This window comes from Collimonas sp. OK242 (assembly GCF_900107095.1).
Lineage (GTDB): Bacteria > Pseudomonadota > Gammaproteobacteria > Burkholderiales > Burkholderiaceae_D > Collimonas.
On sequence record NZ_FNOR01000015.1, the window covers coordinates 43,213 to 64,860 of the forward strand.

Below are 21,648 nucleotides of genomic sequence, written 5' to 3' on the forward strand. Positions count from 1 at the left end.
ACCGAATGTTCGTTGTTATCAATGTAGTGGTGAAAAAGCAAAACAGCAAGGACCCCATGCGCAAATTCACCGGTTCATGTCTCGCTGCCGGCGCGTATGCAACGAGCGCCGGCCTTCTGCGGCAGACGGCAGTGAACGGAATATTTCCTCGACCGCGGCGGCGCTGGAGCTGGATGGGCCGCTCCAGCGCCGTCAGCGCCGCATTGGCCCAGCGCCTGCGCGAGCAGATCGGCGGCGACCACATAGCTAAATCGGGGGCACGCTCTGCGCGGGATCAGAGAAAGCATCGGCCAGCTGCGATGCAATCGGCCGGCAAGACGGGCATGGAACGGAATGTCTGCCTTGTCTTAGCTTCTATCCATTCAATCGCGGCAGAATGCGACCCGCAGCACATCAGGTATCGGGTTTGATGATACCCATCATGACCGCCTTGCTAATGGCATGGCGGGTGCTGTAGACGCCCAGTTTCATCGCCACGTTCTTCATGTGGAAATATACCGTACGTTGAGATATGCCCAGGATCAGCCCGATTTCGGAACTGGTCTTGCCGTCAGCGCTCCAGCGCAGGCATTCGAGCTCGCGCGCTGAAAGCATCGGCCCCTGGTCTGGCGCCGCCTTGCGCCACAATAATTCGGCAGCTTCCTGCAAATGGACGCCGAGCAGCAGGGCATCAGCCTGGGCGCTCGTCGGCAGCGCTTCCTGGCGCACCGCATTGCTATAGAAGTCGAGGCGACTTGCCGCGTGTTTGCTGTGAATTGCCAGACTCATGCCCTGTGTCACGCCCATGGTTTTCAACAAGGGGTAGACATGACCGCTATGCAGCAAGCACAACTGTTCGACCTGCCAGCTCAGCGGCAGGCGGGAGCGCGCAAGATGCTGGCGGACCGGATCCGTCTGGTCTTCTGCAGGCAGGCTGAATTGCTGCAACACGGCATTCGGCAAACTGCCGAACAACTCCATCTGCGAAGCGCCGTTGACATTGGCGATCTCCGTCTGCAGCATGAAATCGCAAATGCCGAGCGGCGCCAGCAGACGCTGCATGCATGAGCGCAATTGCTCCCAATCGGGTGCCTGCACTATTTGCAGCAGATCCGGAGCGGATATTCGAGGAGCGGTTTGATTTCGCAGCATGGATTTTTTTTGTGCTCTAGGATTTTATATGTCGGCGGATTGATCGCGCAAAAAATCCGCCAATGAGTAAAAAGATTCACGTAAATAATGCTTGGGAAAATCGAACAGCGCCCAGTAGTACTCTTGCGTGCCGAAACAAATCTGGGCCGGCAGACAGTATGATAGCCAATCGTGGCGTATGGCGTCCGTATACATGCCGTCGCTGTCGGAAAAGAACGGCACCAGACGCATTTCGCGCAAACCCGTCAGCAATTCCAGCGGCGCCCCGTAATCCTGTGCTACTTCCAGCTGCGACATCAGGCTGGCTTCGGTTTCCACCACCATCAGCGTCGCCTTGCCCTGCATATCAAAGAACAGGATGCCGGTCGGATTGGGAAACAGATAATATTCGACAAAGCCATGCCGTTTGCAGAACTGCTCAACCAGCGCCGCCATTGCCGGATCCGACAGGAAGGTATACGAATGGCGCGACAGCAGGTCTTTCAGGGTCAGTGACTGGGCGTGGAAGAATTCCTTCTGCAGGCTGCGAATTTCCAGCTCCAGATGATCGAGCGCGTCGTGGTCGCTTTTCTTGATGAAGCGGTCTATCAGGCCGCGATTGAAAGCGTCGATGGCGATCTTTTCGTCGGCCTGGCCGGTGAACAGGATTTTTTTGCAGGGCAGGTCGCGCACCGCCTCGCAAAATGCCAGCCCGTTCATTTGCGGCATCGCGTAGTCGATTACCAGCACTGAAGGCAACATGAACCGTTGGCGGTTCATGGATTGCCGGTAAATCTGATCGATATCGACCGCCACGGTGCGCCGGTCGAACGAAAATGACTGTTCGTCATAATTGACCCGGATCGACTGGCTCTTGCTGGGCGAATGCCGATAGGCGTCGCGCAGCCACTCCAGGGCGGCCTGTGTATCGTGAAACACTTTGCGCGCCATATGCGGCGGCAGCTGGAAAGCCAGGCTGTCGAGGAAACTCTGGCTATCGTCGATCAGGACGGTCAGTGTTGGATGTTGATAAACAGGTAATGAAATATTCATATTGAGACGTTGCAGGCGCAAGGAGCGATGTAATGCACCTGGATGCGCTTGATATGGAAAGACAGTTAATTTAACAGAGTGCGCATGTCTGCTGCTTTTTGTTGCACTATAGGCGGAAAATCCAGCACAAAAATGGTATAGCCGAGCGGCCGCGAAATCACGCGGATATGTGCCCCCCAGGCCTCCAGTACGTCTTTGCAAAACGCGAGTCCGATGCCGGTGCCGCTGGATTCCGGGTAGGCGTAAAAGCGCTCGAAAATCTGTGACGCGCGGCCTGCCTCGATGCCGCAGCCGGTATCTATAAACAACAACCTGGGCCGGGTCCGGGCGCCGTCCAGCACGATCCGCACACGGCCCTTGCCGACGCGCTGGATCGAGGTCAGCGCATTGCGCAGCAAATTAATCAGGACCATCGAGCACAACTCGCTTTGCCCCAGCAAACGAAAATCGGAGCGGACCGTGACGGCGACAAGATCGCGCTGCTCCTGATTGGCGAACGGATAGCGTTGCATCATCAGTTCCACTACCGACGCCATCGAGACGATGTCTTTCGGTATCAGGTTCTCCCTGCCGGTCGAGGCGCTCAACAGGAACAGGTCGATCACGTTGTTCATGTGCCGGACTTCAAGCTCGATACGCGCCAGCGCTTTTTCCATCGGGATCTGGTTGGGCGAGGTCCGGTCCGCATTTTCTTGCAGCAGGCGGTTCAAGCCGCGCGCATTGGCGTTGATGCTGCGTAAGGGGGTGCGCAGCTCGTGCGAAACCGTCGACAATGCGGTCGCCATGCCTGCCAATTTCTCTTGCGCCAGGACTTTTCTGCCGACCTTGGCCAGCGATACGGTAAAGACGGCAAACAGCTGGATCGGCAATTGCTCCACTACCTGATAGCTTAACGGCATGATCCTGCCGTGGACCGCAACATAAGCCAGATAAGCCAGGGTCGTTCCCATGATATAGGCCAGGATAGCCAGGGTCGTGTCGAAGTGAAACAGAAGGATCAGAGCGATCAGCAATGACTGTGCCCAGACCGATGAGCCATCGTTCATGAGGAACATGAAAGTGAAAAAAAACGGCAGCCCGAAAGTCAGGCAAACAAAAAAATAAGCCGCCAGCCACTTTCTGTGGGGCAGCTGGCGAGTAAAAATAATTGGCGCGCAGAGGACGGCGCAAAAAAGGCGCAGACTAAGGTTTTCATACGGCTGCGGAAACCAGTACGCCCAGACCACGTAAAACAAAGGCATGCCGACGACAGCAACCCACGCAAGGTAAGCCACGCGATTGGTCATGTCGTTGAATTGGGTATTGATACTCTGCCACCAGCGGTTAGCAGCGCGCTCCCAAGCGCGCCAAGGCGGGTTTTTCCAACTGCTGTTGTTTTCAGTCATGGGAATCAAACATTTGGCCTGACGGATTTTCATATAACCATATTATGAGGTGAAGACCAGCGGCTGATCCTCTACGCCTGATGCAAAAACTGATTCCACGTTCCAGACAGGGACATGGCGGCTCTGTTTGGTATTTCATCCGAAAGTATAGGGAGAAAACCATGCCATTAACAGCAAGCTACCACGAACCTTTGATCCTGGCTGCAGAACAGCGTTTACCAGCCTTTGTATCTTCCCGGCTGGATGAGTATTACATAGAGCGCATGGAAAAACTGTGGGGCGGCGAACATTTGCTTCAGTGGGGCTTACCCGGGCCGAATGCGATCTATTTATCCAGCAACGATTATCTGTGCATCGCTGCCGAACCGCAGTTGATCACGGCGCAGGCAGCGTGCCTCATGAGCGGCGAGGCAGACCTGCTGATGTCGACGGTATTCATACGGGAAGGCAGCGCGCAGCCCCGCCTGGAAAAAAAGCTGGCAGGTTTCATGGGGGCGGAAGACGGATTGATCACGCAATCCGGCTGGAGCGCCAACGTCGGCCTGTTGCAAACCATTGCCGGTCCAGGTGTGCCGGTCTACCTGGACATGCAGGCCCATGCTTCCTTGTGGGAGGGCGTGCATGCGGCGCAGGCGCGTCCGGTGCCATTCTTGCACAATGAGGTTGAGCATCTGCGGCGGCAAGTACGCAAGCACGGAGCCGGCATCATCGTGGTCGACTCGGTCTACAGCGTCAACGGCAGCGTATGTCCGCTGTCCGAGGTAGTGGCGGTCGCCGAGGACAGCGGCAGCATCCTGGTGGTGGACGAATCGCATTCGCTCGGCACGCATGGACCGCAAGGGGCCGGCCTGGTAATGCAGATGGGCTTGTCCGACCGCGTCCATTTTCGTACCGCATCGCTGGCCAAGGCGTTTGGCGGGCGCGCCGGATTCATTACCTGTTCGAGTAAATTCAAAGGTTATTTCTTGGCCACCTCTCGCCCCGCCATTTTCAGTTCCTGCATGCTGCGGCACGAACTTGCCTGGTTCGATGCTGCGCTGGAATTCATCCGGAATGCAGATGGCCGACGCCTTGCCCTGCAGCGCAACGCGCGGCGCATTCGCGATGGCTTGGGCGCATTGGGCTACAACGTCAGCGACGGTACGGAGCAAATCATTGCACTGGAAGCCGGAACGGAGCCGAAGACGCAGATCTTGCGCAAAGCGTTGGAGGAGGAGGGTATTTTCGGTGCGGTTTTTTGCGCTCCGGCGACTCCCAAAAACCGTTCAGTGGTCAGGCTGACGCTCAACTCCGGCCTGACCGAGGTAGAAATCCAGCAGATCTTGCGGGGATGCGCCGCCATCCGTGACAAAGTGGGTCTGGCCGACTGGTCGTCCAGCCGCCGCAGGGCTGCTGTGATCGCTTGATTTTGGCGGTTTTATTGGGGCTGGGATTTTGGAGGACAAGCGCCGCGTTGCCGGTCTTTCCCGGAGGTCTGCCGTCTTCGGGAAAGTTTCAGTTGGCACCAATATCGTATTGCCGGCGCGCACCGCGGATCAGCGCTTGATGGCTGCCGGCCCATTCGGCCAGCACCTTGAGCGGCAAACACAGCGAGCGCCCGGTTGCGGTCAGGGCATACTCAACCTGCGGCGGCGTGCTCGGAATCACGGTGCGCGACACCAGCCCGTCGCGTTCCAGATGGCGCAGAGTCACCGTCAGCATGCGTTGCGAAATACCTTCAACCTGGCGTCGCAACTGGTTGAAGCGGGCCGGACCGGGTTCCAGCGTGGTGATGACCAGCACGCTCCAGGCGTCGCCGATACGGTCCAGCACATCCCGGATCGGGCAGGGCAGGTCTTCGCGGGCGCTGGGACGCCCCTTGCCGCGGTTTACCCCGGAGATCGGCCGGATGGGGGTTACTTGCATGTTCCTATCGTTCATCAAAGTGCCTTCTTGCGCATAAGTTCGAAATAATTATACTGGTTACTTTAAATAACTACCAAGGTTGTTGCGTTCCAGCCATCACTGAAAGGATTGCATCATGAAGATTGCCATCATCGGCGTTACCGGCCGTGCCGGTTCCCGGATTGCCGCCGAAGCGCTGCGGCGCGGCCACAGCGTGACAGGTATCGCCCGCTCGACGTCTCAGGCGGCGCCAGCCGGCGTCGACCTGCATCAGGGCGACGCCACCCAGCCTGAGCAACTGGCAGCCCTGATTCGCGGTCACGATGCAGTGGTCAGTGCGGCGCAATTCCGGGTGTTGAAAGCGGCGCCTCTGCTGCAAGCGGTCAAGAGCGCCGGGGTCCAGCGTTTGCTGGTGGTCGGCGGCGCCGCCAGCCTGGAAGTGGCGCCCGGCGTCATTTTGCTGGATAGCCCGGATTTCCCGGCCGAGTACAAGGTGGAAGCCGTGCCGGGCAAACAATTTCTGGATGACCTGCGGGCGGAAACCGCAGTGGATTGGACGTTCCTGTCGCCGCCGGCCATGTTCGCTCCCGGTGAGCGCAGCGGCAAATTCCGGATTGGCCGGGATCAGTTGCTGGCGGATGAGAAAGGACAAAGCCAGATTTCTATGGAAGATTATGCGATTGCTTTACTGGACGAAATCGAACAGCCTAAGCATCTGCGCCAGCGTTTCACCGTGGCTTATTGACCCGGCGTCAGCCCTCGGTGTCAGCCCTCGGCATCAGCCGTGTTTCCGAACCAGGCGCAGCACGGTGTTCCAGCTTCTGGTGGTAGCCGGCAAACCCAGCAGTTTTTCCAGAAAAGCATTCGGACTACCCGGACTATTGCCGATCTTTTTGCTGACGCTCAGTGCTTCCGAGCTGGTGCAGCGGAATATTTCCAGGTCGCGCCGCTTCGACTCCAAAGGGAGCGAAGCCGGCGTGATGCTGCTGTCGGCATGCAGGAAAGAAACGCAGCATTCGTAGACCTGCTCACGGTCGACGACGGCAAACGGATCAAGCGCTACCAGCTCGGCGAGATAGTCGACGCTGCGAATATAGGCCGGTTCCGTGAGCCCGCATTCCGCTTGCAAAGTTTGGCGCGCCAGGGAGAGGATTTTCGCTGCTCGAGCGTTGCTCCCGGCGACAAAGACCACGGTGCCGTTGGTCAGGAATGAAGTAGCGGTATCTGCGCCGGCGCTGATGAACGCCGCTTCCAGTTGCGCCCTGTTCGGACAATTTGGCCGCCCCAGATTGAGATTGCGGAAAAAGGCAGCGTATTTCATGACAGTGCGTCTGTTCGGTTTAGTCATCTTCCTGTGGCCGGATAAAACGGTTATTCAGGTGATCATAGCGTATGTCGGGCATGGTATAAAACCAGATATGCTCAAACCATTCAGCAGCCAATATAAGCAACTAAGCTATGACCTATCTAAGTGACGCCTCGCGCGCAACGCTGATCATCGTCGATCTGCAGGAAAAACTGATGCCGGCGATTCTCGACGGCGCACAAGTCATGCAGCGCGCGGTGATATTGGCGCAGGCAGCGAGATTGTTAGGCATTCCCGTGATCGGCACTGCGCAGCAACCGTTGCGGCTGGGACCCACCGTTGCCCCGATTCATGCGCTGCTGGATCGAACCATAGAAAAATCCAGTTTCGATGCATGCGCCCAGGCCGAATTCATGGAAGCCTTGATATGCAGTGATGAAGGCGGCAGGGACGATTTGATCGTGCTTGGCTGTGAAGCCCATGTCTGCGTGTTGCAAACGGCGCTGGGTTTGCTGCATCGGCAACGGCGGGTAAAGCTGGTGAGCGATGCAATCGGTTCGCGCCGGAGCAGCGACAAGATCGCCGCGATGGACCGTGCCCGTGGCACCGGCGCTGAAATCGTCAGCAGCGAAATGCTGATGTTCGAATGGATGGGCAACAGCAACCATCCCAAATTTCGCGAAATACTGAAGCTGATCAAATAGTCCGGTGTTGTCCGCACCAGCAGGATTCAGTCATCCCTTATGTATTTTTTACTCGAAATGATCAAAAATAGCGTGAGCAGTTTGATAACCGTCATCAAAGCACGATATGGACCTTCGAGAAGAGCAGTGGCAAAAACTGAAACCGTTGTTGTTGGGGAGTGAAGCCGATCCTGGCGCTACCGGCCGCGACAATCGCCTGTTCCTGCAAGCGATACTCTGGATTGTGACCACCCGCTCCAAGTGGTCGGCCTTGCCGCCGGAATTCGGCCGATGGCAGAATTCCTATGTACGTTTCATGCGCTGGAACCAGGCCGACATCTGGCGGCAGCTGGCGAATCAGCTGAGCGACGACAGCGAATTGCAAAAAATACTGAACCCGATTGTCGCGTTTGGCGACGAACACACCCGGCGCGCGAAGCGACGGCTGGCAAACAAAAACAACAGGATTGCCTACCATGCGAAGCTGGGCGGCAAGGCGCAGCCCAACGCATCTTCTAAGAAGAGGAAAGTACGATAGCGAACGCCGGTTCTGATTGCTAACAGGCCCTGGCTGATTCAGCCGAGCGGGCTGACTTAAGCGCGTCAACCGCGATTGCGCGAGAACTTTGCCGTAAGCTGGTTGAGTTTTTCGGTATGCTGGCGCGCGGCTTTTTCGGCTGCTTCCTGCGCTGCCTCGGCGGCACGCTGGGCCTTGCGCTGTTCGGCGTTTTTCTTGAAACGTTCGCGCAGCGTTTCGGTAGCATGGGTACGGTGGACTGCCGTAACTTCGTCCGTGCTGTTGCCTTCAAGGTCGAACCTGTGGGTCGCCTTTTCCATCCCTTTGAGGTAGCGCAGCGAGTTGGTATGCATGCCCAATGCTATGCGCAAGGTCTTGCGGTTGACTTCGGGAGACAGCGCGATAAGTTGCTTGTCGATGCCGATGGCAAGCGGCAGATAGTCGCGAAATACCGTGTATTTTTCCTGGAGTTCCTTGAGCAGGACGCGTGCAGTTTGAACAGGGTTGGGAGTGGATGCAACAACAGGTGTATTCATTGACAACAAAAGCGGTGTGTTTTAGAACGCCTAGGATATCACGCGAATGCCCCCAAGCCCTTGCTATCAGCCATGTTTTCCGGCATGCAGCGATGTTTTCACTTCAGGTTGTTGTTCTGCGGAGAAGCTTGGTGCCGCCAACAGCCATCGCATGCACTCTACATCGCAGCAGCTGGCCAATATACTGTCATTGTTGACAGGCGCTATTTTTCTATTTGCGCCAACAATCTTTGCGCGCAGATCCTGAGCGCATCGCGCAGCTCGGGCGGATGGCGTATCTCAAATGCGAAAGGCATACGCGCCAACTCTCGGGCAAACCAGTCGAGCTCATCGGCTTGACTGTGGACCAGCACGCCGTCCTCCGTTTGCTCGAAGATACCGATAGCGTCGAACAACTGTTCACGCGCCGATTTGAGATCGGTTTTCAACAGCACTTCGATTGCAAACGCACGCGGTATGGTGGCTACCGAAAACGCCAGGTGGGCCAGGGCGTCGAACTCGGCGGGGCGCGTGAAGCTTGTTTCCAGCAATTGCACCTGGCCGATACGGTCCAGCCGGAATGAACGCAGATCCTTGCGCAAATGGCACATGCCGACCACATACCAGCGGCCGCCGCGATAGGCCAGGCCGTAGGCGTCGAAATCGCGCTCGCTGTCGTCGCCGCTGGCGCTGCGGTAGTGAAGATGCGCCCGCCGCCTGTTTTGCGCGGCCGCGCTGAGCGCCACCAAAGCAGCGTTGTCTGCCGGCGAGACTGCTTGCGACAGATCGAGCTTGATCGTCTCGTCGACGGCGCTGACACGACGTTTCAGATTGGCCGGCATGATCCGCTCCAGCTTGGCCTGGGCGCTGGCCACCGCCGGCGCTGCTTCAGCCAGGCCCAGGCTGCGTGCCGCCAGCAAGCCGATCGATAAAGCCAGCGCCTCGTCATCGGTAAACATCATCGGCGGCAGCTTGAAGCCGGCGATCAATGCGTAACCGCCATGGCGTCCGCGCTCGGTGGTGATCGGAATCCCCATTTCCTCCAGGGTCACGATATAGCGGCGCAGCGTGCGGCCGTCGATCTCCAGGCGCGACGCCATCTCGGCCCCGCTCATCCGGCCATGGGTTTGCAGCAGCTCCAGCACTGCCAGCACGCGTGTAGTTGGGTGGTACATGCTTCGCAGGATATTTTATATATAGGACTGATTATGTCCTAAATAGACTTTATCTTCGGTTCCAGCAACAAAAAAATGTAAGCCAACCGTGAGCAGGAGGACGACCATGCACCGTTTCATCGCCGGGATTTTCCTGCTTTTTGCAATGTACGCGGCGACATTTGCACAATGTCCCGCAACTCCCCCTGCTTCTCTAGCCAATGGGCGACACGCCATGCAAAACATCAGTCATCTCAACGATTTCCAGGTGATCGAATTGCGCCGATATCAGATCAAGGACGGCGCCCGGGCTAACTTCGCCGCCTATTTCGAAAGCTTTTTCCCGGAAGCCTTCCAGCAGCTCGGCGCGCTGGCCCTTGGCCAGTTCTTTGAACGCAAGAATCCCAATGCCTTTACCTGGCTGCGCGGCTTCAAGGACATGGACGCCCGCGCCATCGTCAACAGCGCTTTCTACTACGGACCGGTGTGGAAAGAGCATCGGACCACATTGAACGACCTGATCGTCGACAGCGATAACGTGATGCTGCTGCGGCCGTTGCACCAGAACAGTGGCGTCAGCACGTTACCGGCAGTGGATCCGGTGTGCGAAACACAGGGTGCGCAGGGCGTGGTGGTGGCGCAAATTTTTGCGCTCAAGGCCGACGACGTCAAGTTGTTTGCGCGCCAGGCAGCATCGATCTTCGCCGCCTACCAGGCTGCCGGCGTACGCCAAGCGGGGTTGTTGGTGACGCTCGATGCGAAAAATAATTTCCCGCAGCTGCCGGTCAGGACCGACGGTCTTTACCTGGTGTGGCTGGGGATTGCCAAGGACGACCAGCAGCTGGAAAGCAAATTTTATCCGCTGGCCGATCGCGCTGCCAGGGAACTGGCAGCCGACGGCTTGCTCAGATCGGCGCCGGAATTGGTGATCCTCGATCCAGCCAAGCGCTCGCGCCTGCGCTGGCTGGCGGAATAGCCGAGGCCGCTCCAAGGCGGTGCTTCAAATTTTTGTTCAAACCTCTTACCAATTCCATATCAGGAGAAATTAAAATGCATCAATCCGTCAATCTCTGGCTTTACTTCATGATTGTCTTCGGCGTCATCGTGTTGCCAGGGCTGGATATGGCCTTCGTCCTGGCGAGCGCCTTGGTCGGCGGGCGGCGCTCAGGCCTGGCGGCGGTGGCCGGGATCGTCGCCGGCGGCGTCTGTCACATGACCATGGGCGCGCTGGGCCTGGCGGTGGTGCTTAAGCTTTGGCCAAGCTTGTTCAATCTGGTGCTGCTGGCTGGCGCTGCTTACATCGCCTGGATCGGCTGCTCGCTGTTGCGCAGCGAGAGCGGCTTTCACTTTGCGCCGACCTCGGAGCAGGCGCTAGCCAAGGCGCCTGCAACCACCTTTTACCAAGGCATGCTGACCAGTTTGCTCAATCCGAAAGCCTACGTCTTCATGCTGGCGATCTTCCCGCAATTCCTGAAAATCGATGCCGGCCCGATCTGGAGCCAGGCACTGGTGCTGTGGATCATCACCGCGCTGACCCAGGTTGGCGTGTACGGAATCATTGCCATCCTGTCCAGCCGCACCCGCAGCTGGTTCGATACCAACCCGCGCGGCAGTCTCATCGCCGCCCGGGTGGTCGGCGGGCTACTGATTGCTGCCGGGATATTCACCGGAATCGAGGGTTGGCAGGCAATCTGATCTAGACGCAGTCGATGCCTGCACCGAAATAGATTGCAGCGCACCATTTTCACGCAAGAATCCCATGCAGCGCGCTGCAAAGGCGCGGCGGGTACCGTTTCTCTTTGTTAATAAAATAGATAAATCGTTCTAAATCAAGTACTTAGAATCATGGCACGGCGTTTGCATTAGATCAGGTCACAGGATCAACGAAGATCCTACCTTTTCTAACGCAGGTCCAACGATGGATCTGTTGGACAACGGCGTCCTCTTGGCTCGACCACTCTCTGGTTGGGTCGAGAGGACGCCTTTTTGTTTTTAAAGAGACAAAAAATGGCAAACAAAGCGACCAGTATCCAACTCTTCAGCCTGCGTACGCCGCAGATGCGCGCCTTTCATCTGACCTGGATGGCGTTCTTCGTCTGTTTCTTCGCGTGGTTCGCCTGCGCGCCGCTGATGCCGCTGATCAAGGGGCAGCTCGGATTGAGCATGGCGCAAATCGCCAATATCAATATCGCCGCGGTGGCGGTGACGATATTGGTGCGCCTGCTGGTCGGTCCGCTGTGCGACCGCTACGGCCCGCGCAAGACCTATACCGGGTTGTTGCTGATAGGCGCGTTGCCGGTGTTTGGCGTGGCCATGGTGCAGAGTTATGAGAGCTTCCTGTTCTTCCGCCTGTGCATCGGTGCGGTCGGCGCCAGTTTTGTCATTACGCAATATCACACCTCGGTCATGTTCGCCTCCAACGTGGTCGGCACCGCCAATGCCGCCTCGGCCGGCTGGGGCAATGCCGGCGGCGGCGCGGCGCAAGCCTTGATGCCGTTGCTGGTGGCAGCGTTGCTGATGCTGGGTGTCAGCGAGACCATGGGCTGGCGCCTGGCGTTGCTGGTGCCGGGCGTGCTCATGCTGATCATGGCGGCGCTGTACTGGCGCTATACGCAAGATTGCCCGCAAGGCAATTACGCAGATTTGCGCGCCCGCGGCGTGGCGATAGAGGGCGGAAAAAAAGGCGGCTGGGCCAGTTTTCGCGCCGCCAGCGCCAACTACCGGGTGTGGCTGCTGTTCGTAACTTACGGCGCCTGTTTCGGCGTCGAGATTTTTATTCACAACATCGCTGCCATTTATTACGTCGACCATTTCGGCTTGTCGCTGAAAGGCGCGGGCATGGCCGCCGCCAGTTTCGGCTTGCTGGCCCTGTTTGCGCGTGCATTGGGCGGCTGGCTGTCAGACAAGGCGGCATTGCGCGGCAACCTGGATAGCCGCGCAGCCCTGCTGTTCGTGCTGATGCTGGGCGAAGGATTGGGTTTGCTATGGTTTGCCCATGCCGGCAGCGTTGCGCTGGCGGTGGTGGCGATGCTGACGTTCGGCTTGTTCACCCACATGGCTTGCGGCGCGACTTATGCGCTGGTGCCGTTCATCGATCGCAAGGCGCTCGGCGGCGTGGCCGGCATCATCGGCGCCGGCGGCAATGTCGGTGCGGTGGCGGCCGGCTTCCTGATGAAGGGCCTGGGCGATACCCAGCAGACGCTGACCATGTTGGGCGTGCTGGTATCGGTCTCGGCGCTGTGCGCCATCGCGGTGCGCTTCAGCCCCGAGCACAAGGCGCAGGAACAAGAATTGCACAACAGTGCATTGGCCTCAAGAAGCCTGAGCGCATAAAGGAAGACGTCATGAAAATCATCGTTATCGGTCACGGCATGGTCGGTCATAAATTCCTGGAATGCCTGGCGGATGCCGGCACGCCAGGCATCGAAGTCACGGTACTGTGCGAAGAACCGCGTCCGGCCTACGATCGTGTTCATCTGTCGGAATTTTTTGCCGGCAAGTCGGCGCAAGACCTGTCGCTGGTGGCGCCCGGCTTTTTCGAAGGCAACCAACATATCGCACTGAAGCTGAACGCCAAGGCGCAGCTGATCGACAGCGCGACTAAAACCGTTACCTTCAATATCAACGGCGCGATTGAAACACTGCCATACGACAAACTGGTGATCGCTACCGGCTCCTATCCGTTTGTGCCGACCCTGGCCGGCAACCAGCGCAAGGATTGTTTCGTCTATCGCACCATCGAAGATCTGGAAGCGATGCTGGAGTGCGGCAAACGGTCCCGCAGCGGCGTGGTGATCGGCGGCGGCTTGCTTGGACTGGAATGCGCCAAGGCGCTGCGTGACATGCAGCTGGAAACGCATGTGGTCGAATTCGCGCCGCGCCTGATGGCGGTGCAAGTGGATGAAAGCGGCGGCCGTATTCTGCGCCAGAAAATCGAAGAGCTGGGCGTCACAGCGCATACCCAAAAAAACACATTGGAGATCGTCGACGGCAAAACCGGCACGCACCGCATGAATTTCGACGATGGCAGCCATCTCGATACCGACATGATCGTGTTCTCGGCCGGCATCCGTCCGCGCGATGAACTGGCGCGTGACAGCGGACTCAAGGTCGGCGACCGCGGCGGCATCGTGATCGACAACAGCTGCCGCAGCTCCGATCCGGACATTTATGCGATCGGCGAATGCGCCCTGTGGAACGGCAAGATATTCGGGCTGGTGGCGCCAGGCTATGACATGGCGCGCATCGCCGCTAAGCATATGCTGGCAGAGCCTGTTACCGATACCGGCGTGAGTGCGGCCACGCCGGAATTCACCGGCGCCGACATGAGCACCAAGCTCAAGCTGATGGGCGTCGACGTCGCCAGCATCGGCGACCCGCACGGCAAGGAAGCCGGCAGCCGTTCCTATCAGTTCACCGACGAGCGCAAGCAGATCTACAAGAAGATCGTGGTATCCGAATGCGGCAAATATCTGCTGGGCGGCGTGATGGTGGGCGACGCCAGCGAATACGGCACGCTGCTGCAGATGATGCTCAACCGCATCGAATTGCCGGCATCGCCGGAATTCCTGATCCTGCCGCAAGCCGATGGCCAGGCCAAGGTCGGGCTCGGGGTCGACGCCTTGCCGGAGACGGCCCAGATCTGTTCTTGCAATAATGTGTCGAAAGGCGATCTGTGCGCCGCAGTGAGCGGCGGCGCCACCAGCATAGGCGCCCTGAAAAGCTGCACCAAGGCGGGCACCTCCTGCGGCGGCTGCGTGGCGCTGGTGACGCAGATCATGAAGGCGGAGATGAAGAAGCAGGGCATGGCCGTCAACAACCACGTCTGCGAACATTTTCCTTACTCGCGCCAGGAGCTGTTCCACCTGGTGAAAGTCGGCCAGATCAAGACCTTCGGCGCTTTGCTGGAACAGCACGGCAAGGGCCTCGGCTGCGACATCTGCAAACCGGTGGCGGCCAGCATCCTGGCCTCTTGCTGGAACGATTTCGTGCTGAAGAAAGAACACGCCAGCCTGCAGGATTCCAACGATTATTTCCTCGGCAATATCCAGAAGGACGGCACTTATTCAGTGGTGCCGCGCATGGCCGGCGGCGAAGTCACGCCGGACGGTTTGATTGCGGTCGGCCAGGTTGCCAAGAAATACGGCCTGTATACCAAGATCACCGGCGGCCAGCGGGTCGACTTGTTTGGCGCTCGCGTCGAGCAGTTGCCGCTGATCTGGGAAGAGCTGATCGCGGCCGGGTTCGAGTCCGGCCACGCCTACGGCAAATCCCTGCGCACCGTCAAATCCTGCGTCGGTTCGACCTGGTGCCGTTATGGCGTCGACGACAGCGTCGGCCTGGCGATCGAACTGGAAAACCGCTACAAGGGTTTGCGGGCGCCGCACAAGATCAAGTTCGGCGTCTCCGGCTGCACCCGCGAATGCGCCGAAGCGCAGGGCAAGGACGTCGGCATCATCGCCACCGAAAAAGGCTGGAACCTGTACGTTTGCGGCAACGGCGGCATGAAGCCGCGCCACGCCGAACTGCTGGTGTCCGATCTCGATAAGGCGACCTTGATCAAGACCATCGACCGCTTCCTGATGTTCTACATCCGCACCGCCGACCGCCTGCAACGCACCAGCGTCTGGCGCGACAACCTGGAGGGCGGCCTCGACTACCTGAAACAGGTGGTGGTGGAAGACAAGCTGAACATCGCGGCAGAGCTGGAAGCCGACATGCAGCACGTGGTCGACACCTACGAATGCGAATGGAAGCACGCCGTCACCGATGCCGAAACGCGCAAGCGCTTCCAGCATTTCGTCAACAGCGACCAGGCCGACAGCAATGTGGTGTTCATGGAAGAGCGCGGCCAGATTCGGCCGGCCACGATAGTAGAACGCAAGCGCATCACTATTCCGATAGCTGTCGAAACCGCTTAACAGAACTAATTGCTACTAATGGAATTAAAGGAACTGCCATGCACCATGACCATCAAAGCAGTAACTGGATTGCAGTTTGTCCGCTGGACGACATCGTACCGAATACCGGCGTCTGTGCGCTGATCAACGGCGAACAGGTTGCCGTATTCCATGTGATCGATGGCGAGCATCGCGTGTTCGCCATCGGTAATTACGATCCGAACGCCGAGGCGGCGGTGCTGTCGCGCGGCCTGGTCGGCAGCCTTGGAGAACGTATCGTGGTCGCTTCGCCTATCTATAAGCAGCATTTCGATTTGCAAACCGGCGAATGCCTGGAAGCGCCGGAACATTCGGTGAGCGCCTATCCGGCCCGCATCAGCGACGGCAAGGTCTGGGTAGGTGCATGAACACGAAAGCAACGACCGCCGCGCCATCGCCCGCCAAAAAACCAACGCTGGCGGTGATCGGCAATGGCATGGCTGGCATGCGCACGGTGGAAGAGTTGCTCAAACTGGCGCCGGATCTGTACGACATCACCGTGTTCGGCGCCGAGCCGCACGGCAATTACAACCGCATCCTGCTGTCGCCGCTACTGGCGGGCGACAAGAGCATGGACGACATCATGCTCAATACGCCTGAGTGGTATCGGCAGCACGGCATCACGCTGCATGCCGGCGATCCGGTGGCGATCATAGACCGGCAGCGCCGCATCGTGCGTTCGCGCGCAGGTGTCGAATTGCGTTATGACCGCCTGCTGCTGGCGACCGGCTCCAAGCCGTTCATCATCCCGGTGCCGGGCCATCAACTGCCCGGCGTGATCGCTTTCCGCGATATCCAGGATGTGGAAACCATGCTGACGGCGGCACGCAATCATCGTCATGCAGTGGTCATCGGCGGCGGCCTGCTCGGCCTGGAAGCCGCCAACGGCTTGATGCGGCAAGGCATGGATGTCACCGTGGTGCATGTGATGGACAGCCTGATGGAAAGGCAGCTCGACAAGTCTGCGGCGATCTTGCTGAAGAAGGCTTTGGAACAAAAAGGCCTGCGTTTTTTACTGAACGCCCAGACTGCCGAAATCGCCGGCGCCGGACAAGTCACTGCGGTGCGCTTCAAGGACGGCACGGAAATCCCTGCCGACCTGGTCGTCATGACTGCCGGCGTCCGTCCCAATATCGAACTGGCGCAACAAGCCGGCCTGCATTGCGAACGTGCGATCGTGGTCGACGATACCTTGCAGACCTACGATCCGCGCATCTATGCAGTGGGAGAATGTGTGCAGCACCGCATGGCGACCTTCGGGCTGGTGGCGCCGATCTGGGAGCAGGCGCGCGTCTGCGGCGCCCATCTGGCCGGCGCCGGCCATCGGCGTTACGTGCAGCAAGCCACCGCCACCAAACTCAAGGTCACCGGGGTCGACCTGTATTCGGCCGGCGATTTCATCGGCGGCGAGGGCAGCGAAGACCTGGTGTTGCGCGACCCGCGCCGCGGCATCTATAAACGGCTGGTGATCAAGGGCGCGCATATCGTCGGCGCGGTATTGTATGGCGACGTCAAGGATGGTCCCTGGTATTTCGAGATGATACAGAACCGCACCGATATTTCTACGCTGCGTAGCCAATTGCTGTTCGGCCAGGCGCTGTGCGCCCAGGCTGCCTGAGCGGGAGCGTATATGAATCCAGTCCCGACCTTTCCTTTGCTTGCCGCGAGCCAGCTTGCCAGCCAGCAGGGCGGCACGCAGACTACCTGCCCTTACTGCGGCGTCGGCTGCGGTGTACGCGCCACGCTGCGCAGCGATGGCCAGGTTGATATCGCCGGCGATGAAACCCATGCATCGAACGCCGGCCGGCTGTGCGTCAAGGGTTCAGCATTGGGCGAAACCGTCGATCTGGATGGGCGCCTGCTGTATCCGCAGATGCGGATGGAGGACGATGAGCAACAGCCATTGCAACGTGTGTCCTGGGATGCGGCGCTGGATAAAGTCGCACAGGGTTTTCGCGCAATCATAGACCAGCACGGGCCGGACGCCGTTGCGCTATATGTCTCGGGCCAGCTGCTGACCGAAGACTATTACATCGCCAACAAGCTGATGAAGGGCTACATCGGCAGCGCCAATATCGATACCAATTCGCGCCTGTGCATGTCGTCCGCCGTCGCCGGCCACAAACGTGCGTTCGGCGCCGATCTGGTGCCGGTTTGCTACGAAGATCTGGAACTGGCGGATCTGGTGGTGCTGGTCGGTTCCAACACCGCGTGGTGCCATCCGATCCTGTTTCAGCGCATCGCCAAGATCAAGGAGACGCGGCCGCAGATGAAACTGGTGGTGATCGATCCACGCCGTACCGCGACTTGCGAACTGGCCGATCTGCACCTGCCGCTGAAGGCCGGCAGCGATGTCTGGCTGTTCAACGGCTTGCTCAGTTTCCTGGCGCGCCACGATGCCGCCGATGCCGGCTTTGTTGAAGCGCACACCAATGGCCTGGCTGCAGCGCTCGAAGCAGCCGAAGTCGAATGCGCCGACCCGGCCGCGGTGGCTAAAGCTTGCAAAATAGACCTGCAAGATTTGCAGACCTTCTACGAATGGTTTGCAGCGAATCAAAAGGTCGTGACTGCCTTCTCGCAAGGCGTCAATCAATCGTCGTCCGGTACCGACAAGGTCAACAGCATCATCAACTGCCATCTGCTGACAGGACGCATCGGCAAGCCGGGCATGGGGCCGTTTTCGATCACCGGCCAGCCGAACGCCATGGGCGGCCGCGAAGTGGGCGGCCTGGCGAATATGCTGGCGGCGCATATGGATCTGGATAATCCCCGTCATCGTGAAACGGTGCAGGATTTCTGGCAAGCGCCGCGCATGGCGGAGCGGCCTGGTTTGAAAGCGGTAGACCTGTTCCAGGCGATCGAAGCCGGCCGTGTCAAGGCGGTATGGATCATCGCCACCAATCCTGTGGTCAGCCTGCCGGACGCCGACCAGGTTCAGCGTGCGCTCGCCAAATGCGAGCTGGTGGTGGTGTCCGACATCATTGAAAAAACCGACACCAACGCCTTTGCGCACGTCTTGTTGCCTGCCATGGGCTGGGGCGAAAAAGACGGCACGGTCACCAGTTCGGAACGCCGCATCTCGCGCCAGCGTGCCTTTCTGCCCGCGCCGGGCGAGGCTCGCGCCGATTGGCAGATCCTGTGCCAGGTGGCGCAGCGCATGGGTTATGCGGGTTTCGATTTCAGCGCAGTACGCCAGGTGTTCGACGAACATACCCGCTTGAGCGCCTTCCGCAATGGCGACGCCTTCGGTCAACGCCGGGTGTTCAACCTGACTGGCTTGAGCGGCCTGGACCAAGCCGGGTTCGATGCTTTACAACCGGTGCAATGGCCTGTCGTCGCCACGCCGTCTGGAGAAAAACAGGGCACGGCGCGGCTGTTTGCCGATGGCCGCTTTGCCCATGCCGACGGCAAGGCGCGCTTTATCGCCACTACGCCGCGGGCGCCGCAGCACGCCCCCGACAGCGAATATCCGCTGAGTCTCAATACCGGCCGCGTGCGCGACCAGTGGCACACCATGACGCGCACCGGCAAGTCGCCCAAGCTGGCCGATCACGTGCCGGAATCCTTCGTCGACATGCATCCGCAAGACGCCCTGCTGTATGGCGTGCGCGCTGGCATGCTGGCGCGCGTGTCGACCCGCTGGGGGGCGATGGTGGCCCGGGTGCAGCATGGCGGCGGCATCGCCCGCGGCAGTATTTTTGTACCGATTCATTGGAATGGGCAGTCGGCCTCGGATGCGCGGGTGGGGGCCTTGGTCAATCCGGTAGTCGATCCGGTTTCGGGCGAGCCGGAGTTCAAGCACACGCCGGTGCGGGTCGAAGAATTCCGGGTGTCCTGGTATGGCTTTGTGCTGAGCCGCAGCCAGCCGGCGTTGGACGAAGTCACGCATTGGACGCGGATCCAGGGCCGGCGCTTTAATCGCTATGAACTGGCGGGCCGCAGTCCGATCGCCGATCATGGCGCCTGGGCCGCCAAACTGCTGGGGGTAGACGCTGCCGACGCCGACTGGCTGGAATATGAGGATGCCAGCGCCGGCATCTATCGCGCCGTGCATGTGGTCGATGACCGTATCGACGCTTGCGTGTTCCTGTCGCCGCGTCCTGATTTGCCTTCGCGTGCCTGGCTGGCGAGCTTGTTCATCAAGGAACAGCTGGAAGATGCCGACCGGGTCGGCCTGTTGATCGGCCAGCCGATTGAAAAGGGCGCCGACACCGGAGCCACGGTGTGTTCCTGTTTTTCGGTCGGTCGCAATACCATCTGCGATGCGGTGCGCAAGCAAGGCATGACGACCGTGGCTCAGGTGACTAGCTGTTTGAAGGCTGGCGGAAATTGCGGATCATGCGTTCCCGAGATTAAAAAATTATTGTCGGAAATTTTGCTGGAAGAAACCGCATGAGTTGTCGATAGGCGGTGGTTGCAGCTGATTCAGTCATGGCCGCGTTCCTGCATCAATTTTCCAAGCACGATGCCGAGCGCGAGATCGTCGATGTGGCCAAAATGATGCAAGCGCAGGCAGCCTTTCCGATCCAGCAATATCAGGCTTGGCGTTCCTCGCATCTGGTAGGCCCGCATCGTCAGCGGTATTCCGTCTTGTCCGTCCGGCGCATCAATGCCGATCGGGAAAGTCAGGCGATTTTCCCGGATGAAAACCGCCAGCGCTTCGGCCGTCATCACCGCGTGATTTTCAAATACCGTGTGCAAGCCGATGACGGCGACATCAGCCGGATCGACTTGTTGAAAAATACGCTGTGCCTGCGGCAGGGCTAGCTGGACGCAAGCAGGGCACAGCATCTGAAACGCATGCAGCAGGATGACCTTGCCTTTCAGGTGGGCCAGGTCGAGCGGCGCTGCGCGATTGAACCAGCGGGTGATTTTCCATGCAGGGGCGAGCTGTGCAGCCATGATGTTTTCCTTATGCCGATCGCAGACGGGACAGTAACCGGCATCCCGCAGGACGCCGGTTCGCCGCCTATTTATTTATCCCTTCACATCGGCCATCGAGGCACCGTAATTGACATGGAATACGGCCGCCCCCAGCACCAGCGCCGGCACCGACTTCACGCCGAATCGTTCGGCTTCGGCGATGCGATCCGCTTGCTCGCCAAAATGGACTATTTCGACGTCGAACTGGAGCGGGTCGAGTGCGGTCGTCAATTGATGTTCGGCTTCGACACAGACAGGGCAGCCGGCATGGTAAAAAATCGCTTTAGTTTTCATATGCAAATACTCCAAAGTTGCAGCTATTGAACAGCTAAGGGTTAGGGGCTGCGAGGCGTCCCTCTTTTCACAAGCCCCCGCTTTTATTCGGCTTTGTCCGGGTCGCACGAAGCGCCGGACGCCACACTGAATTCATTTCTGCACATCGGCAATACGCCATGCATCGGCCTTGCTTATAAAATATAGGACTCCTAAGTAATTGGAGCAATAAAAAATCAAGAGCCGATATAGGCCGCCCAGTTGCGCTGCATGGTCGTGCTGTCGGCGGCATCATGCTCGGCGCAGTCTAGCCGCAAATGGCGGTCTCCAAACGGCGCTTTGACGAAATGGCAGTAATGCGGCAACGTCGGGTTTTTATAGCGATGCGGGTCGAAGTACTTGCAGGTCACGCACATGCGCATCGTCGCTATATCGCCGCGCTCTTGCATCGCTCGTATGAGCTTGATCAACAGACGCAACAAACTGGCTTTGTCCGCCGCATCCAGGGTGCTGGCCGCTGCCGCCAGAAAGCCGCTCCAACTGGCGACATCGGTCGCCATCGCGGCGCCGGCCGGGGTCAGGCTGAGCGCCACTGCGCGTCCATCGTCAGCGGCCCGGGCTTTTTCCACCAGGCCTTTGCTGACCAATGTGCTGACCGCATCGCTAGTTGTCGCCGCGCTGATCGCTAACTGCTCGGCGATCAAGGACAGCCGCAATGCGCTGCCGCGCGCGCCCAGCAGGGCCAGGATATCAGCCTGCGTCGGCGTCACGCCTTGGGCGACAGAGCGTTCCCAGGCCTTGCCGCGCATGGCCGTGCCGATGCGCGCAAAGCCAATGGCGATGCGGCTTTCAATCGGTACGCTGATATCGTCAAAAGGGGACATGTTCAACTATCGTCTGGGTCGG

General features: G+C 59.0%; 22 protein-coding genes. 12 read left to right on the forward strand and 10 right to left on the reverse strand.

Translation table 11 applies throughout. The features are described 5' to 3' along the window. Positions 1-5 precede the first annotated feature (5 nt). Positions 6-410, forward strand: coding sequence for a hypothetical protein (locus BLV81_RS17060; RefSeq protein ID WP_092358439.1), 405 nt, complete (start codon positions 6-8; stop codon positions 408-410). Here the strand turns inward: BLV81_RS17060 and BLV81_RS17065 are convergent. From BLV81_RS17065 to BLV81_RS17075, 3 genes are all read right to left on the reverse strand, one after another. Continuing rightward, complete coding sequence (locus BLV81_RS17065; RefSeq protein WP_092358441.1) at positions 394-1,131, reverse strand: helix-turn-helix transcriptional regulator; 738 nt, start codon at positions 1,129-1,131, stop codon at positions 394-396. The two genes, BLV81_RS17060 and BLV81_RS17065, sit on opposite strands and share 17 nt — an antisense overlap. A gap of 24 nt (positions 1,132-1,155) precedes the next feature. After that, complete coding sequence (locus tag BLV81_RS17070; protein ID WP_092358443.1) at positions 1,156-2,163, reverse strand: response regulator; 1,008 nt, start codon at positions 2,161-2,163, stop codon at positions 1,156-1,158. Between the two features lie 65 nt (positions 2,164-2,228). Continuing rightward, the gene (locus BLV81_RS17075) at positions 2,229-3,548 is read right to left on the reverse strand and encodes a sensor histidine kinase (RefSeq protein WP_092358582.1); all 1,320 of its coding nucleotides are present in this window, start codon (positions 3,546-3,548) and stop codon (positions 2,229-2,231) included. A gap of 161 nt (positions 3,549-3,709) precedes the next feature. On the opposite strand from BLV81_RS17075, the gene cqsA reads away from it, so the two are divergent. After that, positions 3,710-4,954 (forward strand): alpha-hydroxyketone-type quorum-sensing autoinducer synthase, encoded by a 1,245-nt coding sequence (gene cqsA, locus BLV81_RS17080; protein ID WP_092358445.1) that lies wholly within the window; start codon positions 3,710-3,712, stop codon positions 4,952-4,954. Positions 4,955-5,042: 88 nt separating this feature from the next. On the opposite strand, the gene BLV81_RS17085 is transcribed toward cqsA, so the two are convergent. Beyond that, positions 5,043-5,453, reverse strand: a complete 411-nt coding sequence (locus BLV81_RS17085; protein ID WP_218134287.1) for a winged helix-turn-helix transcriptional regulator — start codon at positions 5,451-5,453, stop codon at positions 5,043-5,045. Positions 5,454-5,568: 115 nt separating this feature from the next. Here BLV81_RS17085 and BLV81_RS17090 point away from each other — a divergent pair, with 115 nt between their 5' ends. Then, positions 5,569-6,177 (forward strand): NAD(P)-dependent oxidoreductase, encoded by a 609-nt coding sequence (locus BLV81_RS17090; protein ID WP_092358449.1) that lies wholly within the window; start codon positions 5,569-5,571, stop codon positions 6,175-6,177. A 33-nt stretch (positions 6,178-6,210) separates the two neighbouring features. Here BLV81_RS17090 and BLV81_RS17095 read toward each other — a convergent pair whose 3' ends face one another. After that, positions 6,211-6,753, reverse strand: coding sequence for a DUF1697 domain-containing protein (locus tag BLV81_RS17095; protein WP_092358451.1), 543 nt, complete (start codon positions 6,751-6,753; stop codon positions 6,211-6,213). Positions 6,754-6,890: 137 nt separating this feature from the next. Here BLV81_RS17095 and BLV81_RS17100 point away from each other — a divergent pair, with 137 nt between their 5' ends. Together BLV81_RS17100 and BLV81_RS17105 are read left to right on the forward strand one after the other, a co-directional pair. Next, entirely contained in the window at positions 6,891-7,442 is a 552-nt protein-coding gene (locus BLV81_RS17100) for an isochorismatase family protein (protein WP_092358453.1), read from the forward strand. Positions 7,443-7,548: 106 nt separating this feature from the next. After that, entirely contained in the window at positions 7,549-7,959 is a 411-nt protein-coding gene (locus BLV81_RS17105; protein ID WP_092358455.1) for a transposase, read from the forward strand. Between the two features lie 65 nt (positions 7,960-8,024). On the opposite strand, the gene BLV81_RS17110 is transcribed toward BLV81_RS17105, so the two are convergent. Beyond that, positions 8,025-8,474 carry a ProQ/FINO family protein gene (locus BLV81_RS17110; protein WP_176992874.1) on the reverse strand — a complete coding sequence of 150 codons (450 nt, stop codon included), beginning with the start codon at positions 8,472-8,474 and terminating at the stop codon, positions 8,025-8,027. A gap of 203 nt (positions 8,475-8,677) precedes the next feature. Continuing rightward, positions 8,678-9,628 (reverse strand): helix-turn-helix transcriptional regulator, encoded by a 951-nt coding sequence (locus tag BLV81_RS17115; RefSeq protein ID WP_092358459.1) that lies wholly within the window; start codon positions 9,626-9,628, stop codon positions 8,678-8,680. A gap of 214 nt (positions 9,629-9,842) precedes the next feature. Between BLV81_RS17115 and BLV81_RS17120 the strand changes: the two genes are divergently transcribed. The 7 genes from BLV81_RS17120 (at position 9,843) to BLV81_RS17150 (ending at position 19,942) form a co-directional block, all read left to right on the forward strand. Then, on the forward strand, positions 9,843-10,583 hold the full coding sequence (locus BLV81_RS17120; RefSeq protein ID WP_176992875.1) for an NIPSNAP family protein: 741 nt from the start codon (positions 9,843-9,845) through the stop codon (positions 10,581-10,583). Between the two features lie 74 nt (positions 10,584-10,657). After that, positions 10,658-11,302: a LysE family translocator gene (locus tag BLV81_RS17125; protein WP_092358463.1), complete on the forward strand. Its 645-nt coding sequence runs from the start codon at positions 10,658-10,660 to the stop codon at positions 11,300-11,302. Between the two features lie 312 nt (positions 11,303-11,614). Next, positions 11,615-12,940: an MFS transporter gene (locus tag BLV81_RS17130; protein WP_092358465.1), complete on the forward strand. Its 1,326-nt coding sequence runs from the start codon at positions 11,615-11,617 to the stop codon at positions 12,938-12,940. Between the two features lie 11 nt (positions 12,941-12,951). Continuing rightward, the gene (gene nirB / locus BLV81_RS17135) at positions 12,952-15,528 is read left to right on the forward strand and encodes a nitrite reductase large subunit NirB (protein ID WP_092358467.1); all 2,577 of its coding nucleotides are present in this window, start codon (positions 12,952-12,954) and stop codon (positions 15,526-15,528) included. Between the two features lie 38 nt (positions 15,529-15,566). Then, positions 15,567-15,914 carry a nitrite reductase small subunit NirD gene (gene nirD / locus BLV81_RS17140; protein ID WP_092358469.1) on the forward strand — a complete coding sequence of 116 codons (348 nt, stop codon included), beginning with the start codon at positions 15,567-15,569 and terminating at the stop codon, positions 15,912-15,914. After that, a complete protein-coding gene (locus tag BLV81_RS17145; RefSeq protein WP_092358471.1) occupies positions 15,911-17,164 on the forward strand; it encodes an NAD(P)/FAD-dependent oxidoreductase in 1,254 nt (417 codons plus the stop codon). The genes nirD and BLV81_RS17145 overlap by 4 nt, the downstream gene beginning before the upstream one ends. A gap of 12 nt (positions 17,165-17,176) precedes the next feature. Further along, positions 17,177-19,942 (forward strand): nitrate reductase, encoded by a 2,766-nt coding sequence (locus BLV81_RS17150; protein WP_255365305.1) that lies wholly within the window; start codon positions 17,177-17,179, stop codon positions 19,940-19,942. Positions 19,943-19,971: 29 nt separating this feature from the next. On the opposite strand, the gene BLV81_RS17155 is transcribed toward BLV81_RS17150, so the two are convergent. The 3 genes from BLV81_RS17155 to BLV81_RS17165 form a co-directional block, all read right to left on the reverse strand. Then, positions 19,972-20,448 (reverse strand): TlpA disulfide reductase family protein, encoded by a 477-nt coding sequence (locus BLV81_RS17155; protein ID WP_092358472.1) that lies wholly within the window; start codon positions 20,446-20,448, stop codon positions 19,972-19,974. A gap of 75 nt (positions 20,449-20,523) precedes the next feature. Continuing rightward, a complete protein-coding gene (locus tag BLV81_RS17160; RefSeq protein ID WP_092358473.1) occupies positions 20,524-20,763 on the reverse strand; it encodes a thioredoxin domain-containing protein in 240 nt (79 codons plus the stop codon). Positions 20,764-20,978: 215 nt separating this feature from the next. Beyond that, positions 20,979-21,626: a MarR family winged helix-turn-helix transcriptional regulator gene (locus tag BLV81_RS17165; protein WP_092358474.1), complete on the reverse strand. Its 648-nt coding sequence runs from the start codon at positions 21,624-21,626 to the stop codon at positions 20,979-20,981. Between the last annotated feature and the right edge of the window lie 22 nt (positions 21,627-21,648).

Bases quoted from the DNA above. Each gene is read 5' to 3' on its own strand.
- BLV81_RS17060 (WP_092358439.1), top strand. From the start codon at position 6: ATGTTCGTTGTTATCAATGTAGTGGTGAAAAAGCAAAACAGCAAGGAC.
- BLV81_RS17065 (WP_092358441.1), bottom strand. From the start codon at position 1,131: ATGCTGCGAAATCAAACCGCTCCTCGAATATCCGCTCCGGATCTGCTG.
- BLV81_RS17070 (WP_092358443.1), bottom strand. From the start codon at position 2,163: ATGAATATTTCATTACCTGTTTATCAACATCCAACACTGACCGTCCTG.
- BLV81_RS17075 (WP_092358582.1), bottom strand. From the start codon at position 3,548: ATGACTGAAAACAACAGCAGTTGGAAAAACCCGCCTTGGCGCGCTTGG.
- cqsA (WP_092358445.1), top strand. From the start codon at position 3,710: ATGCCATTAACAGCAAGCTACCACGAACCTTTGATCCTGGCTGCAGAA.
- BLV81_RS17085 (WP_218134287.1), bottom strand. From the start codon at position 5,453: ATGCAAGTAACCCCCATCCGGCCGATCTCCGGGGTAAACCGCGGCAAG.
- BLV81_RS17090 (WP_092358449.1), top strand. From the start codon at position 5,569: ATGAAGATTGCCATCATCGGCGTTACCGGCCGTGCCGGTTCCCGGATT.
- BLV81_RS17095 (WP_092358451.1), bottom strand. From the start codon at position 6,753: ATGAAATACGCTGCCTTTTTCCGCAATCTCAATCTGGGGCGGCCAAAT.
- BLV81_RS17100 (WP_092358453.1), top strand. From the start codon at position 6,891: ATGACCTATCTAAGTGACGCCTCGCGCGCAACGCTGATCATCGTCGAT.
- BLV81_RS17105 (WP_092358455.1), top strand. From the start codon at position 7,549: ATGGACCTTCGAGAAGAGCAGTGGCAAAAACTGAAACCGTTGTTGTTG.
- BLV81_RS17110 (WP_176992874.1), bottom strand. From the start codon at position 8,474: ATGAATACACCTGTTGTTGCATCCACTCCCAACCCTGTTCAAACTGCA.
- BLV81_RS17115 (WP_092358459.1), bottom strand. From the start codon at position 9,628: ATGTACCACCCAACTACACGCGTGCTGGCAGTGCTGGAGCTGCTGCAA.
- BLV81_RS17120 (WP_176992875.1), top strand. From the start codon at position 9,843: ATGCAAAACATCAGTCATCTCAACGATTTCCAGGTGATCGAATTGCGC.
- BLV81_RS17125 (WP_092358463.1), top strand. From the start codon at position 10,658: ATGCATCAATCCGTCAATCTCTGGCTTTACTTCATGATTGTCTTCGGC.
- BLV81_RS17130 (WP_092358465.1), top strand. From the start codon at position 11,615: ATGGCAAACAAAGCGACCAGTATCCAACTCTTCAGCCTGCGTACGCCG.
- nirB (WP_092358467.1), top strand. From the start codon at position 12,952: ATGAAAATCATCGTTATCGGTCACGGCATGGTCGGTCATAAATTCCTG.
- nirD (WP_092358469.1), top strand. From the start codon at position 15,567: ATGCACCATGACCATCAAAGCAGTAACTGGATTGCAGTTTGTCCGCTG.
- BLV81_RS17145 (WP_092358471.1), top strand. From the start codon at position 15,911: ATGAACACGAAAGCAACGACCGCCGCGCCATCGCCCGCCAAAAAACCA.
- BLV81_RS17150 (WP_255365305.1), top strand. From the start codon at position 17,177: ATGAATCCAGTCCCGACCTTTCCTTTGCTTGCCGCGAGCCAGCTTGCC.
- BLV81_RS17155 (WP_092358472.1), bottom strand. From the start codon at position 20,448: ATGGCTGCACAGCTCGCCCCTGCATGGAAAATCACCCGCTGGTTCAAT.
- BLV81_RS17160 (WP_092358473.1), bottom strand. From the start codon at position 20,763: ATGAAAACTAAAGCGATTTTTTACCATGCCGGCTGCCCTGTCTGTGTC.
- BLV81_RS17165 (WP_092358474.1), bottom strand. From the start codon at position 21,626: ATGTCCCCTTTTGACGATATCAGCGTACCGATTGAAAGCCGCATCGCC.